At 43.0% G+C, this 15,586-nt stretch carries 12 protein-coding genes; 8 read left to right on the top strand and 4 right to left on the bottom strand.

Annotated elements, in window-relative coordinates; translation table 11 throughout:
- From Q1V93_RS14975 to Q1V93_RS14955, 5 genes are all read left to right on the top strand, one after another.
- A partial coding sequence (locus tag Q1V93_RS14975) for a T9SS type A sorting domain-containing protein (protein ID WP_300665768.1) occupies nucleotides 1-299 on the top strand: 299 nt, incomplete at its 5' end.
- A gap of 86 nt (nucleotides 300-385) precedes the next feature.
- Nucleotides 386-2,236 (top strand): cytochrome c peroxidase, encoded by a 1,851-nt coding sequence (locus tag Q1V93_RS14970; protein WP_300665767.1) that lies wholly within the window; start codon nucleotides 386-388, stop codon nucleotides 2,234-2,236.
- Between the two features lie 129 nt (nucleotides 2,237-2,365).
- A complete protein-coding gene (locus Q1V93_RS14965) occupies nucleotides 2,366-4,693 on the top strand; it encodes a metallophosphoesterase (protein ID WP_300665765.1) in 2,328 nt (775 codons plus the stop codon).
- 11 nt (nucleotides 4,694-4,704) lie between these two features.
- Nucleotides 4,705-6,276: a T9SS type A sorting domain-containing protein gene (locus tag Q1V93_RS14960; protein ID WP_300665764.1), complete on the top strand. Its 1,572-nt coding sequence runs from the start codon at nucleotides 4,705-4,707 to the stop codon at nucleotides 6,274-6,276.
- On the top strand, nucleotides 6,276-8,132 hold the full coding sequence (locus Q1V93_RS14955) for an alkaline phosphatase D family protein (RefSeq protein WP_300665763.1): 1,857 nt from the start codon (nucleotides 6,276-6,278) through the stop codon (nucleotides 8,130-8,132). The genes Q1V93_RS14960 and Q1V93_RS14955 overlap by 1 nt, the downstream gene beginning before the upstream one ends.
- Nucleotides 8,133-8,253: 121 nt before the next feature.
- Here the strand turns inward: Q1V93_RS14955 and Q1V93_RS14950 are convergent, their stop codons facing one another.
- Together Q1V93_RS14950 and Q1V93_RS14945 are read right to left on the bottom strand one after the other, a co-directional pair.
- A complete protein-coding gene (locus Q1V93_RS14950; RefSeq protein WP_300665762.1) occupies nucleotides 8,254-8,838 on the bottom strand; it encodes a hypothetical protein in 585 nt (194 codons plus the stop codon).
- 221 nt (nucleotides 8,839-9,059) lie between these two features.
- Entirely contained in the window at nucleotides 9,060-10,556 is a 1,497-nt protein-coding gene (locus tag Q1V93_RS14945; protein WP_300665760.1) for a hypothetical protein, read from the bottom strand.
- 166 nt (nucleotides 10,557-10,722) lie between these two features.
- Here Q1V93_RS14945 and Q1V93_RS14940 point away from each other — a divergent pair, with 166 nt between their 5' ends.
- The 3 genes from Q1V93_RS14940 to Q1V93_RS14930 are packed head-to-tail and all read left to right on the top strand — an operon-like array spanning nucleotide 10,723 to nucleotide 12,710.
- Complete coding sequence (locus Q1V93_RS14940; protein WP_300665758.1) at nucleotides 10,723-11,502, top strand: methylated-DNA--[protein]-cysteine S-methyltransferase; 780 nt, start codon at nucleotides 10,723-10,725, stop codon at nucleotides 11,500-11,502.
- 2 nt (nucleotides 11,503-11,504) lie between these two features.
- Nucleotides 11,505-11,903: a hypothetical protein gene (locus Q1V93_RS14935; protein ID WP_300665756.1), complete on the top strand. Its 399-nt coding sequence runs from the start codon at nucleotides 11,505-11,507 to the stop codon at nucleotides 11,901-11,903.
- A 57-nt stretch (nucleotides 11,904-11,960) separates the two neighbouring features.
- Nucleotides 11,961-12,710, top strand: coding sequence for an OmpA family protein (locus Q1V93_RS14930; RefSeq protein WP_300665755.1), 750 nt, complete (start codon nucleotides 11,961-11,963; stop codon nucleotides 12,708-12,710).
- A gap of 248 nt (nucleotides 12,711-12,958) precedes the next feature.
- On the opposite strand, the gene alr is transcribed toward Q1V93_RS14930, so the two are convergent.
- Together alr and Q1V93_RS14920 are read right to left on the bottom strand one after the other, a co-directional pair.
- Complete coding sequence (alr, locus tag Q1V93_RS14925; protein WP_300665754.1) at nucleotides 12,959-15,247, bottom strand: alanine racemase; 2,289 nt, start codon at nucleotides 15,245-15,247, stop codon at nucleotides 12,959-12,961.
- On the bottom strand, nucleotides 15,244-15,586 hold a 343-nt coding region (locus tag Q1V93_RS14920), incomplete at its 5' end, for a thymidine kinase (RefSeq protein WP_367183817.1). The genes alr and Q1V93_RS14920, both read right to left, overlap by 4 nt.

Below are 15,586 nucleotides of genomic sequence, written 5' to 3'. Positions count from 1 at the left end.
CTGCGGATCAGACAAACGCTTTGATTGAGTCGGTAAGCGGAGTGGACTTGAAAGTCTACCCGAATCCGGCGAAAGAAAAAATGACGATTCACCTGGAATCCAATCAGGATTTTTCCCTGGAAGTGGAGGTTTTGAGTTTGTTGGGAACTGTGGAATCGGTAGTTCGTCCGGTGCAATTGTCACAAGGAATCCATGAATTTGAACTCAACGCCCAGGAAATGAAATTGAGCAAAGGAGTATACTATCTGAGATTGCAGGTGAATGGCCTTGAAAAACAATGGAAGATCTGCTTCAATTAAGTGAACGATTCAAATTGCAATCCCCGGAATAAATGATGCGCGTTTCTGTTTTCTTTATTGTGTTTCTTGTTACCGCAACCTCTTTGATGAGTATTCGGGAACATTCCTCTGCTGTGGTGGAAGAGAAATCCGGTTTCAATCAGTATGTGTTGCAGGAACTTCAGTTAGTGATTGATGAATTAAAAGATTTCCAATCCGGTTTGGGCGATTTGGATCAATCAAAGGAGCATTACTTCAAAACCAGGCAATATTACAAGCATATCGAATTCTTTGTCGAGCACATTGCACCTGTACAGGCGAAGTATCAGATTAACGGAGCGCTTGTTCCGAAGTTTTCAGAATACGAAGAAGGTTTTGTAGTAGATCCATGCGGTTTTCAGCGAATTGAAGAAATTCTTTTTTCGGGAGAGGAAATTGATTCCAAAACGTTGGAGCATGAAGTGGTGGATTTAATCGTTGTTTTTCAGGAATTGAAAAATGCGTGTTTGTCAATTGCATTGGATGATCATATTTATCTGGAAATGTTTCAGCTGCAATTGGTGCGTATTGCTGCAATGAATCTCAACGGGTATGACGCAACATTTACGAAAACAAACCTTCAGGAAACGGATGAAACCCTGGCATCCATGTCAGAGCTGATAAAACGCTTTCGATTGAAGTACGGAACAAAAGGAGAACTAAAAGCCCGGTTTCAATCACTGAATGAGAGTATTCTGAATGCACGAAAATGTTTGAAGAAAAATCCGGACTTCGACACCTTTAACCGTCTGGACTTTATTACGTTTTATATTGAGGAAATCAATCTGAACCTGGTTCTTCTGCACCGTGCTTTAAGTCTTCCCTGGTCGGATCACAAACAGGCGCTTCGCCTGGATTCTGAGCGTTTGTTTTCGAAAGAAACCTTGAATCCGCAATTCTTTTCAATTTACTACTCCGATGCATCCGATCTGGAAAAGCAGGCAGCTTTGGGAAAATTGCTGTTTTATGATCCCATTCTTTCAGCCAATAACGAACGGGCGTGCAGCAGCTGCCACCAGCCTGATAAAGCTTTTACAGACGGATTGAAAACCAGCCAGGCATTTAACAAAGATGGTTTTTTGGAGCGTAATGCGCCATCATTGATCAATGTGTTGTACCAAAAAGCATTTTTTTACGATGGAAAAGCCTATCAGATAGAACAGCAAATCCGGGATGTTGTGCACAACGAACGTGAAATGGGAAGCAAACTTTCGGAAGTGGTTCTGAAATTGAGAAAAAGCCGGGAGTACAAAGCATTGTTTGAAGAAGCATTTACAATTCAAAAAGACGCAGCTATTTCAGAATATGCAATCCAAAAAGCAATTGCAGAATACGAAAAAACACTCATTGCCATGGACAGCCGTTTTGACCGCTACCTGTCCGGAGATCGCAATGCATTGAATTCACGTGAAGTAAGCGGGTACAATCTCTTTGCCGGAAAAGCACTTTGCGGTTCTTGTCATTTCTTTCCGCTTTTTAACGGAACAGTTCCTCCCTATTTCATGGATTCGGAATATGAAATTTTGGGAACGCCTCAAACCAAAGAAAATCGTTCATTGGATCCTGATTTAGGTCGCTACAAGGTCACGTATGTTGAGAAACAGAAATACGCATTTAAAACTCCGACTGTTCGCAATAGTGAACTGACTGCGCCGTATATGCACAACGGAGTTTATTCCGATTTGAACCAGGTGCTCGATTTCTATAAAAAAGGTGGCGGAGAAGGATTGAAATACCCGGTTCCGAATCAAACCTTGCCTTTCGATTCATTGCAGTTGAGTAACCAGGAACAGCAGGATATCATCCTGTTTTTAAAAACGCTTACAGATACAAGCGGATTGAATCAACGCCCTTTCAAATTACCGCGCTTCGAAACCATGCCCGAATGGAACTCCCGTATCTGGGGTGGAAACTACTGAAATTTAACGCAGGTACTAAACCGATTTAACAATTGCTTTTAATTGTTAATCAACATTCTAACGGTTATTTAACAGACCCTGAATAGTTTAGTTAAATGCTGTAGGTTCCTTTGCAATGCGAAAAAGCTTATGAAAAAACTACTTCTACTTATTGCCCTGCAGCAGTTAATCTTTTCTACTACCCTTGAAGGACAAACTGTGCTTTTACCTTCCGGAAGTACCTGGAAGTACAATGACAGCGGATTGGATTTGGGAACTTCCTGGAAAGAGTCTTCCTTTAACGATAATACCTGGTCTTCCGGTCCGGCCGAATTAGGTTATGGCGATGGAGACGAACAAACAGTTGTTTCCTACGGACCAAGTTCCGGGAATAAATACATCACGACTTACTTCCGGAAAGTTTTTTACGTTTCGAACCCTGCACAGTATCAGGAAATAATTGGTGCTGTTTTGCGTGACGACGGAGCGGTTGTGTATGTAAACGGCACGGAAGTCTTCAGAACGAATATGCCGTCCGGAACGATTTCAAATCAAACAGTGGCATCTTCAACCGTTGCGTTTGGTGCAGAAGATGATTATTTCAATTTTGCATTCAGTCCCGGACTTCTCACGAGCGGGAATAATGTGATCGCGGTGGAAATTCACCAGGACGAAGCAAGCAGTTCGGACATCAGTTTTAACCTTTCGCTGAGTGGATCTCAGAATTCCCAGGTCATTCAGGTTACAAGAGAACCGTATCTGAATACCGGAACAGCAAATTCCATGATTGTTCGCTGGCAGACAGATATTCCCTGCGATTCAAAAGTGCGCTACGGAACAAACCCGAATAATCTGACACTTTCGGCGACCGTTTTCCCGTATGCAACAGAACATGCTGTGAAAATCACGGGCTTGCAGCCAAAAACAACATACTATTACTCGATCGGAACTTCAGCAACGGAATTGATGCCGGCTCACACAGATCAATATTTTAAAACAAGCCCGGTTGAAGGATCCAGTGATTTGTACCGTTTCTGGGCAATCGGCGATGCAGGAATGTCGGATGGAAACCAGCGTGCGGTGAGAGACGGTTACCTGGTTTACAATGAAAACAAACACATTGATGGCTGGATCATGCTGGGAGATAACGCCTATGGAAACGGAATCAGCGATGGAACACAAAGTTGTTACCAAACGGCAGTATTCAGCCAGATGTATGCCGACCTGATTTCAAAAACGGTTTGCTGGCCCGCATTGGGAAACCACGATTACAACAATCACATTCCATTTTCACCTTCGCCGGCATACTTTGATATTTTCAATCTTCCGACGAACGGAGAAGCGGGCGGAGTGGCTTCCGGAACAGAAAAATACTATTCATACAATTACGGAAACATCCATTTTATTGTGCTCGACAGTTATGACGAAAATCGTTCGGGAACAGCTCCAATGGCAACCTGGCTTATCTCTGATTTGCAGCAAACAACTTCCGAATGGATCATTGCTTATTGGCATCATCCTCCGTACACCAAAGGAAGCCACGATTCCGACAATCCCATTTTCATGGATGGAGAATGTGAAGATATGCGCGAAAACATCCTTCCGATCCTGGAACAATACGGGGTCGATTTGGTTTTAAACGGACACAGCCATTCCTATGAACGAAGCTTTTTAATTGATTCTCACTATGGAACTTCCGGAACCCTGGCCCAGCAAATGATCAAAGACAACGGTTCGGGAGGAAACCTGGATGATTGCCCGTATCAAAAAGAAACAAGCTATTCGAAATCCCATAAAGGAACGGTTTACGCAGTTGTAGGAAACTCAGGAAAATTGAGCTCCGTTTCTTCCGGCTGGCCGCATCCGGTTTGCAGTTATTCCGATAAGGATAATATGGGAAGTTTGAGTATTGAAATTCACAAAAACAGGTTGGATGCAGCGTTTGTTACCACAACCGGTTCTGTGTTGGATCGCTTTTCAATCATAAAAAATGCAGGAACTTCTCAGCACTTGCTTGCCTGTCAGAATGATATCGTGAACCTCGTTCCTTCCTTTCCCGGAAAAGTTCTGTGGCAGCCCAACCAGGTGTTAGCAGATTCATTGTCGGTGATCGTTACGCACACAACCATGTATTTGGCAAGCGATACGAATGGTTGTATTGTCGATACGTTCTTTGTTGAATTGGACAATTCGATCAATTGCACGGCGGGACTTTTGAATGAATCGGGCCTGACTCCCAAAGTCTGGACTAATTCCTGGCAAGACAATCATTTTATTCCGGTTCGCTGGTCAGGATTTAACGGAAACGAACTGAATATCGAAGTTTGGTCACTTCAGGGGCAGCTGATTCATGCCGAAACAGTACCCAACAACTCCAATAAACAACTCCTTATTCCGGCCGATAATGCGGTGTCCGGAACCTATATTCTCAAAGTCAGTGATAACGAGAGTACCGTTTTTCTGAAAATTTTACATTAATAAACGAAGGAATGATTAAGCAACAAATTTTTTTAGGGCTTTGTGTGGCGTTCGCGCAAACAACAATGGCCCAGTGTGATACAACAGATGTTTCTGGCAATATGATTGTCAGCAGTTCCACATTCATGTCGGGAGTATACCGCGTGACGGGGAAGTTCCAGGTGAACTCGGGTACAACGGTTTTTGTACAACCGTATTCCGTTAATTCCTGTGGAAAGTTAGAAATCATCGCTTCCGAAATTGTGATTGATGGAATGATCAACGGGGATTACGCCGGATATACCGGTGGAGTTGGAGGTGCACCCGGACAAACCGTGAATAGTTTAACCGGAGATCAGACAGCAATTAACTCGTGTTCGAATAAGGATAACACGGGATTGGTTCAATTGAGTGGTGGAGCCTTCGGTTTACCGGGTACAGGTCCGGGAGCCGGAGCAAGTGCAGCGGCCGGAGCTACAGGTTCCGGTCCGAAACAAATTTGTTTGAACTCGGATGATGAACCGGGAATGATTGCAGGTTCCGGTGGAGCAGGTGCAGGTTCCGGTGCAAGTTATGGTGGAGCAGGTACTTCCGGTGGTTCCGGTGGAGCGGGATCTTCGGATTATGTTGCTTCCGGGTTGAGTGTTTCATCTGCTTATCCTGTTCAGGGAGGAAGTGGCGGAAATGGAGGTGCTGCCGGTGCTGTATACGGAACCTTATCCGGAATGGATATTCAACCTGGTTCGGGAGGCTCCGGAGCAGGAGGTGGCGGAAGATCTTTTGATATCGGATTGGCAGGAGGAAATGGTGGAGCCGGAGGAGGATCAGTCATTCTGCGCGCTTCAGATAATTTGACGTTGTCGGGAACAATTAGCGTAAATGGCGGTGATGGCCAGGCAGGCGGACAAGGTGGTAACGGCGGAGCAACTTCGAAATGTTGTTCGGATGGTTGTGACGATTGCGGAGAAGCAACGCTTTCAACAGGAGCTGGTGGAGCCGGTGGCGCCGGAGGTGGTTCGGGAGGCGGAATTTTACTTTTCGCAGAAGACGATGCGTCGATCACAGGAACATTGTCTGCAAAAGGAGGTTCCGGTGGTGCGGGCGGTTCTCGTGGAAATGGTGTTTCTTGTAACTATTCTGCTACTTTCTGCGGATCACAATCATTGACTTCGAATAACGGAAATCCGGGGCAAAGTGGCGGAGCCGGAGGAGGAGGTCGTGTGAAAGTATTTGTTCCGATTTGTTCGGCTGCAGTGGTAAATCCTACGGTGAACTTTAACGGCGGAACCGGAGCAAGCACAGGAACTGACGGAACTTATTTCGTAGGGTGCAGCGAACTTTCTGTCATGGAATTGGCGTCCAATTTCAAACTGGATATTTTCCCGAATCCTGCAACAAATGAAATTCGTTTGGCAGTGAGCCAATCAATGGAAAATGCAGCGGTGAGTTTGGTAGACCTTTCCGGAAGAATCGTGTATGCAGAAACACATACCTTTTCAGTAAATGCAGTAACTATTCCATTGGAAAACCTGGCTCCTGGTACGTATCAGGTAGTTTTGAACTGGCAGGGAAATTCGATTGTGAAAAAATTGATTAAGAACTGATGCGCAACTTTATTTCCGCTTTATTTTTCCTGGGTTTCTCCTTTTCTGGAATCAGCCAGCATACGCCCAAAACAGTCAATGCCTGTTTGAAACCGTTTTATCATGGTGTGGCTTCAGGAGATCCTTTATCTGACCGCGTGATTTTGTGGACACGGATTACTCCTGATAATGGAAGCAGTGCATCGCAGATTGTTGAATGGAAAATTGCAAAAGACACGGCTTTTACCATTGGTTTATCGGGAGGTGTGGTATTGACAGACCAATCAAAAGATTATACGGTAAAAGTAGACGCTACAGGACTTGATCCGAATACAACCTATTTCTACCAGTTTAAATCAGATACGCTGAAAAGTGTGATCGGACGGACGAGAACTGCTCCGGTTGGAGATAGCGACAGCTTGCGCTTTGCAGTGGTTTCCTGCGCCAATTACGAAGCAGGCTACTTCAATGTGTTTTCCACTCTGAAGGAACGAAACGATTTTGATGCAGTGATCTGTTTGGGAGATTACATTTATGAATACGAATCGGGAGGATATTCTCCCAACCCGTCGGTAAACAGACAATGGGATCCAACCAACGAAATCCTCTCCCTTCCGGATTACCGAGCACGTTATTCGACCTATCGCCTGGATGACGATTTGCGGGATCTGCATCAGCAATTTCCAATGATCGTTGTGTGGGATGACCACGAAACGGCAAATGATGCCTGGATGAACGGAGCAGAAAATCACCAGGCGAATGAAGGAAGTTTCGCAGTTCGCAAAGCAGCAGCCAAACAAGCCTTTTTTGAATGGCTTCCGATCAGGGTTACCGGAACAAGTGATCCTTACCAGATTTTCCGGGAGATCAAATACGGAGATTTACTTGATTTGATTATGCTGGATACACGCTTGCACGGAAGAGACCAACAAGCAGGAACAAGCGGAACAACCGTAAATTCAACGACCCGTCAATTGCTTGGAGCGGATCAGTTTTCCTGGTTGGGAAACCGTCTGTCACAAAGTACGGAACGATGGAAAGTCATCGCGCAGCAAGTAATGATTGCTCCTCTGACTTTATTCGGTGCAGCATTGAACGGAGATCAGTGGGATGGTTATCCCGCAGAACGAAACAGGGTTTTGAATCATATTTTGACGTATAATATCAGTGATGTTGTGGTGATTACAGGAGATATTCACTCGTCCTGGGCAAATGATATCCCGACTTCGTCCTACAATGGTTCTACGGGAAGCGGATCAGCCGGAGTGGAATTTGTTGCTCCGAGTGTTACCTCACCGGGAATGAATATTCCGGGTGGAGCAGGAGCACTCATGCTGGCGAATTCTCATATCAAGTTTGCAGAACTATCCACACATGGATTTGTGATGCTGGACATCAACAAACAGCGTACGCAGGCAGATTGGTACTTTGTAAATACGATCGATTCGAGAAATTCCGGGTTTTCCTATGCAAAATCGTTTAAAACGAATCATTTGTCCCGGAACCTGGAGTTGGTGAATGCGGCAAGTCTTCCACGCAACCTGATTCAGGGCTTTCAACCTCGGAATTGCCCGTATTACGCACCTTCCCCGGTTAGTCATGTTGGTTTGAACGAGGAAGCACCGGTAATTTTGAGCCTTTTCCCGAATCCTTCATCAGAGAATGTATGTATGAATCTGAGTCTTCCGTTCCAGGAAGCAAGCGAAATCTTTTTGATCGACGGGACCGGAAAGAAAATATCCTTGAAACAGACCTGGAAAGCGCAGGCAGGAACAACGCAATTCATGTTTGATATCCGTGATTTGGCTGCGGGAACATACATTCTGCACATTCAAAACGGAAATAGCTACACACAAGCCAAAGTGGTGAAAAACTAAAACAGGTCTTGTATGAGAATTTAGAAGAGGGCAATAAAAATCGTCTGCGTCCTTTGCATCATCTTAAATAAAAAAACCGGCATGACTCACTCAATGCCGGTTTTTGTTTTTCTATTATTTCTTATTTCCCGAAATACAATTTCTTCCACTTCTTGTATTGAGTCTTTTGAATGCTCTCCATGACTTCTAAGTAAGATCTGGCATAGTAATTCCGGACTCCGAAACCACCTGTTTCTCCGGTTATTGATTGGGTATGCAATACTTCGTTGTTGGCAAGATTGATGAAAACAACATGATAGATTCCGTGCTCGAGTGGTTTGTTCAGACATTCTGCAATAAAGAAAACTCCGATTCCCTCTTTCACGTCAAAATCATAATCCTTTACGAACTCCTTAATCTGATCCGCAGTATAATGAGTTTCCTTCGTAACCTCCATTTCCTCAACATTTGCCTGGTTGTTGATTTTTGTAATCGGATCCAGGTTAATTTCAACCGATTTTTTATGCAGCATTTCAGACACGTTATACTTGTCGGCTTCGTAAATGAACAAATTATTCCAACCCTTGAAATACTTGTTTTTTAGTAACTCAGCATTCTTTTCGCCACTTTCTTCCGATTGTGCAAAGGAAGCAATCAACTGAACATGGGAAAAGTCGATTCCGAACCAGTAAAACGGCACAGTGGATTCCTGAAAAAGGTCTTGCATCGTTTGAGCCTGAGTCATTTGGCCAAAACATAAGAATGATATGAAAAAGAAGAGTCTTTTTTTCACGATAAAAGATTTAAGTGATTTTGGCGCAAAGTTAGGAATAACCTGAGGATTTTAGGGTTTAAACTGAAAAAAGCTGCTTCATTTTTTGAAACAGCTCTTTTATCAGAATCAAATATTCATTTTGCAAGGGTTTGAAATCACTTAGCGGCAAATACTTACTTCAGGATAATTTCCTTGTAGTTTATTGTTTTTCCGGATTGAATTTCTAAAAAGGCTTTGAACTCTTTTTCATTCAGGGAAATGGATAACAATCTCTTGTCGGAGCCAAGTGTTACATCCATTCGGTCATTACTGAGTTCGTTGCCATCTTTTGGATTCAAAGCAATGTCGAAAAAGGTAAATTCAGCATCCTGTTTGGCGAAAAACTTGTTGATGTGCTGATTTCTATCCATATTGACCGTAAAGTCGGCCAACAGGATATGAATTTTTCCATCTTTCATAAATGGAGTTCCGGAATAGAAATTGGGCATTTGAAAGGATGTAAGAATTGGTTTAATCCATTGCATATTCCCATCATCATCAATTTTGCTGACATAAAGAGCAGAAACCAATTCCGGGGTCACGGTAGGATTACTGATAGTTGCGTACAAGTCATCGCCCGACCTCAACAGAGAAATGTATCCGTAGCGACCATATTTTCCCCAAATTTCTTCGGTTGAAACATGCTTGGATTTAAACCAATTCTGAATCTCTGGTTCATCTTTGAAAATGGTTTCGAAATTGAGAATGGTGTTGGTATTTGAAAGCAAATTTCCATTCAGATTCCATCTTGCAATCCCAAGACCATTTTGTTCAGGTTGGGTATTCGAGCTGGTAATATAGCACCAGGTAATTTCTCCTGTTTTTGCATTGTATTCATAATTACCAAAATTATGCGGGACCGGATAAGTGTTTGAACCCGAAAAGTTGGTTACCATGGAATGAATTTCTCCTTCGGGTGTCACATGTAAAATCGTGTTTTTCACATCCGAAAGCGGAGTGATTTTTTCTTTATTCCAGCTCGGGAAAATTAAAAGGATACTCCCATCGGGATTTACTTTTGCGAAATAATACTGTTTTGATTCAAGAGCGGAAAACAAAGGATCATTGATTTTAATTTTATTGATTTCCTCAAAATCATTGGATAAGAAGGTAATGTTTCCTTCTTTTTCGGTCATCTCTACAAATACAAATTCGTTTCCTTCATGATATAGATTTGCATATCGATAATCCATCAGCTCACGAAATTGATACTCGGTCAGCTTTTTTTCGGTACCTAACAACTCCATCGTTTTGCAACTTCTTTTTCGAATCACGTAACTGTATTGATATTTTGGAAATCCTTTCTTGAAGTAGACAACAAACTCATTAATGGTATCTCCTGAGTAATAAGCTTGTGTAATAATTCCCTGGTCAGTAGGGATTTTTTTTTCAGTTAATTCCCCATTGGTATTTAACGGAGCGTATCTGTAAAGACCATATTTTATCAGGCTGAGATTGGCTACGGGAACATACGGAGAGTAATTCAAAAGAATAGCATCATCGCTAATGTGAAGGTCATGAACTTGTGCAAAATATTTAGGTGCTTTGAAAGTTCCCAAATCAGTTTGCTCCTGGCTGAATACAAAAGAAGATAGCGTTAGGAGGATTAGGAGAATGTTGATTGATCGCATTGTTTTTTTCGGCAAAGCTAGAAAAGTTTCCTTAATTTAAGTGTGTATTACTAACTGCAAACTGTTGTTGAATTAATTTTTTTTTGATTAAAATACTGTCAGACCAGTTCTTTTTCCTACCTTTCCCCTCTGAATGGAAACTGATTTTTCATATCAATTTCAACGCATGGAGCTGCTTTTTAACACCCTGAAATGGATGCTTGATTCCCAACAAATCGGGATTTCAATAACGGAATTGTCTAAACGACTGGAATTGGGCGAGTGGGAAACACAGCATTTATTCCAGGAAAACCTGGGAAAAGATCCACTGCGGTTTGTGCAGGATGCCTTTTCTCCTTCTTTGGCCCAGGTAAAACCCTCCCAGATTTCCATTTTTGACCTCTTTGAGGAGAAAAATGGGGAAATAAAACAACCTGATTTTGACCTGGATATTCAAATCCTCCAAAGTGAACCGACAGAAATTGCTTACTCGATCTTTCCCTATTTCTTGGGAACGGTTTTTATTGCGAGCAACGAATTCGGAATCTGTCAGGTTACTTTTGAAGATACAGATGCCGGTTTGACCCGTTTGAAAAAGACTTTCCCCAAAGTGGCATTGAAAGAAGAACAAACGGAATTAAACTTGTTGGCTTACCAGGCTTTGGTGAATTATTTTGTCAAAAAGGAAGATATTCCCGTTTTGCCGGTTTCCGTAAAAGCAACTTCGTTCCAGGTAAGCGTGTGGAATGAATTGGCTTCCCTTCCAAAATCCGAATTGGTGACTTATGGAGTCATTGCTGAGAAATTGGGAGATCTGAATGCGTCACGGGCAGTTGGAACGGCAGTAGGAGCAAATCCCATTGCTTTGTTGATTCCTTGTCATCGCGTGGTGCATCAAAGCGGAAAGATCGGTCATTTTCGTTGGGGAAGCTGGCGAAAACAAATCTTACTGGCGATAGAAAAGTAGTTATGAAACTGGAAGAATTGATGCAGCATCCGGTAATCGGAGAATCTGAATTGGCTAAGTATTGGCGGGTTGATTCAATAACTATTTATGCGGAATCGAAAGCGACTAACAGGACCGTTGAAACCATTGCTTCCAATGTGGCTTTGGTAAAATCCCTGAATGAGAACAAACCCGTCAAACTGATTATTACCATTGCCAAATCTGCTGTTCCGGATAAAGAAACAAGAGCATTGGCAGCAAAAGAATTGCCGTTGACCTATTCCGCTATGGCGATGATCGCCCCGAATAAACTGACAGGATTCATCATTAATTTGATCTACGGATTGAAGAAACCACCTATTCCAATGAAAACCTTTGCGCGTTTCGAAGAAGCACACAAATGGATTTCTTCATTGGTTTAGAAGTACAAACAGATGTAACGAAACAGACAATCATCGTTTTATCTGAAAACCTGGCATATGAAATTAAACCTACTTTCCATTTGTTTCATTCTTTCATGTTCTTCCTGTTTCGCTCAGGATGAGGTAAGAAAAGACTCACTCAGCGTTTTGTTTGCCTACAATCAGTCGGAAGTATTCCATACAGATCAATTCCTGGAACAATTGAAAAAGGTTGATGTATCATCTCTTTCTGTGATCCGTTTGGTCGGATATACCGATTCAAGCGGATCTGTTTCCAGGAACAACCATTTAGCCGCTGACAGAATCAAAGCGGTAGAAGATTTACTGAAAAACACAGCGCTCAGTCGTGTCAAAATAGAAACTGTCAATGCCAATGAAACTTCCGGGTTTCGGGTTGTGCCGGATGAGGAGAACCGCAGAGTTGATATCTTATTCTACGGAAAAAAAGAAGTACCGAAACTGGCGTTCGAATTGAACAAACCACTGAATCTGAACATCAACTTCATAGGCGGTTCAGCCGAATTTCTTTCCGGATCATACACCAATCTCGTCAAACTGCGAAACCTGATGGTGGAAGACACAACCTTGTTGTTGAAATTACACGGGCATGTTTGTTGTGCAGATGACATGGAATTGTCGAAAAAACGTGCCTTTGCCGTCATGAATTATTTGAGTCAGAATGATGTGGACTACAAACGAATGAGCGCGGAAGGATTTAGCAACAGCAGACGTTTGGTTCCCGACGATTCAGAAACCAATATGTCTTTGAACCGGAGAGTAGAAGCCATTTTCTACCGGAAAGAGTAGAGCTTAATTTTTCATTTTTTTTGTAAAAAAATACGGATAGACATATATCTATTAGCCCAGTCACAGCAAGAGATTTGTGCATTTTCTGTTTTGAATAAATTCTGCTCTTTGCGCTCTTCAATTCTTTGCGTTTCAAATAAAAAACCACTTTGCATTAACGCTAAGAAGCAAAGGACGCAAAGTTGAAGTTTCTTCGATCTACTGTGTTCCTCAGCGGGAAAAAATAAGAAACCTCCAAAAAGTAAGATCTATTCCTCTACATACACCCGGTGCATGCGTCTCGATAACCCGGTCATCACTTCGTAAGGAATTGTTCCCATTGCTTTGGCAAAATCCTCCATTTTTTGATTCGGACCAATAATTTCTACCGGATCATTGATCTTTGCATCCACCGAACTAACATCGACCATGATCATATCCATGCAAACGCGGCCCACAACCGGGCACATGATTCCGTGAATAGAAACCGACCCTGCTCCGTTGCTCAAACTGCGTCTGAAGCCGTCCGCATAACCAACAGGAACAATCGCAATCGTTAGATCCTCTGTTGCTTCATAGGTGCAGCCGTAACCGATGAAATCGCCTTTCGGAACGGATTTGATCTGCGAAATAGAACTGTACCACGAAACACTTGGCTGAAGAAAAGCTTTGAGTTCTTTGTTTTCGGTGTAGCCGTACATGGAAATTCCCAAACGGATCATGTCGTAACTGTATTCCGGATAGCGGAGTGAACCTTCCGAATTCAGGACATGTGCCGAGAATGAATCAGAAGTGTGCTCTTTGAAATAGGAAATAATGGATTCGAACGTTTCCAGTTGTTTCTTTGTAAACTCGCTGTGAACAGGATTGTCGGCATCTGCCAGGTGCGAATAAATTCCCTGAATTTTCACTTCCGGTTGAGAATTAATCACGGCAAGTACACGTTCTTTGTCTTTCGGAGAAAATCCTAAGCGGTGCATTCCGGTATCAAACTTCAGGTGAATCGGGTAATTCGAAAGTTGTTTGTGAATGAGTGTCGTGATGAATTCATCCAATTGTTCGAAGGAATAAATAGCTGGTTCCAAACGGTATTCGACGATCAGGTCACTGTGTTCCGGATCCGGATTCATGACGACTACCGAAGAAGAAATCCCGATTCCGGCTTTGCGTAATTCCACCCCTTCATCCGCAAAAGCCACTCCGAAATTCCGGATCCCGCTTTGCTGTAAAAAAGCAGCTACTTTATCGGCCCCAGCTCCGTAAGAAGAAGCTTTTACCATCGCCAGAATTTTCACTCCTTTCGGTAATCGGGATTGGTAAAAGGAAATGTTGTGTTTGATGGCACTGAGGTTGATTTCCACAACGGTACGATGCTTCAAGGCTTTACCACGTGCCACTTCATGCTCGAATGCACGGTCACGGTGTGCTTTTACCAGGACCACGGAATTGTGAAAGTTTTCCCACGGAATCGTTTTTCCCTCAGGAATAAAATGAAATTCATCCGGATCAAAACTGCTGATTAAACGTTCGATTTCCAGACGTTCGTGTGCATGTTTTTCAGACAAACCGATCACCACGATGCGTTTTCTGCCGGAAGCCAGTTGACGTTGATGAATCAACGCTTCGCTGAGTGCGTCGATATCCAGGTTGTAGGTATCGTTGATAATCGTATTGTTGTTGATTCCTTCAAAAACCTCCATGCGCAGGGCAAGAGTCGGAAGGGAATCAATGCGTTCCTGTATTTCTTTCGGGTCGAATTGCAGATAAACCAGGAATGTTTTCAAAACACCGAGCATACCGCTGTATCCGGCCGGAAAACGATGGTTTTCATACGAAGGGCAAATCTGGAAATTTCCCGGAAGCCGGTTTTCCAGATCGGCGAAAGTATGTGGAATGAATGCCAGTTTGCATTCGCGGAACAAGCTCCATTTTTCCAGTAAATGTGCTTCGTTGTTTGCGAAATTTTCCCGGTGAGCTTTCCCGAATGCTGTGAAAATCCCAAAATCGGGAGCAATCATATCGCGGAGAATGCTCATTTCTCCGGGTTTGGAAATTCCGGCTTCTATAAATGCAATGGAAGCATTTTCGTGCATTTCCAGCAAAGAAAGTGCCACACCAATTTGAGAATTGAAGCTTTTCGGACTTCGGACCACTTTGAATCTATCCGAAATGCAATGAAAAATCCATTCTTTGAAAGTGGTTTTCCCCACGCTTCCCGTAATTGCCACAACAGGATACGTAAACCGTTTCCGGTGATAGCTCGCCAATTGCTGTAAAGCGGTCAAAGCATCTTCCACCAGGAAATACAAAGCATCGGATTGAAATTTGATTGCAGCGTGTTTCGGAACAACAAATAAACGAATTCCCTGCTGGTATGCCTGTTCGATAAATTCACTTCCGGAACGGGAATTTCCGCTCAATGCAAAGAAAAGCGCTCCTTTGGCTTGTTGAATTTTTCGGGAATCGAAGTAAACATGTGTGATTGATTCCGGATGTGAACCAACTGTTTTTGCCTGAAAAATTTCAGCACACGCTTCGATGGAATAATGTAATCTCAATGCTCAATTTTATTGTAGCAACTGCGGCATAAAGGTTCGTACTTTTCAACGGCTCCAACCAGCACCTGACCTTCATCTTTCGTTGTTCGATGTGAGTATTGTGCTAAGTTACCACATGAAACGCAAATCGCATGCACTTTTGTAACATATTCTGCCATACAGAGCAGATTCGGCATCGGGCCGAAAGGCTGCCCGAGATAATCCATGTCCAGGCCGGCGATAATCACTCTTACTCCGTGTTTCGCCAGGTCGTTGCAGATAGCAATCAATCCTTCGTCGAAAAATTGCGCTTCGTCAATAGCAACTACCCGTTCCTTTTTCCAGTGTTTGAGAATTTCG

The organism is Fluviicola sp. (assembly GCF_030151805.1).
Classification (GTDB): domain Bacteria; phylum Bacteroidota; class Bacteroidia; order Flavobacteriales_D; family Crocinitomicaceae; genus Fluviicola.
Note: the sequence above shows the minus strand (reverse complement) of the source record. Positions and strands in the feature narration are given on the sequence as shown.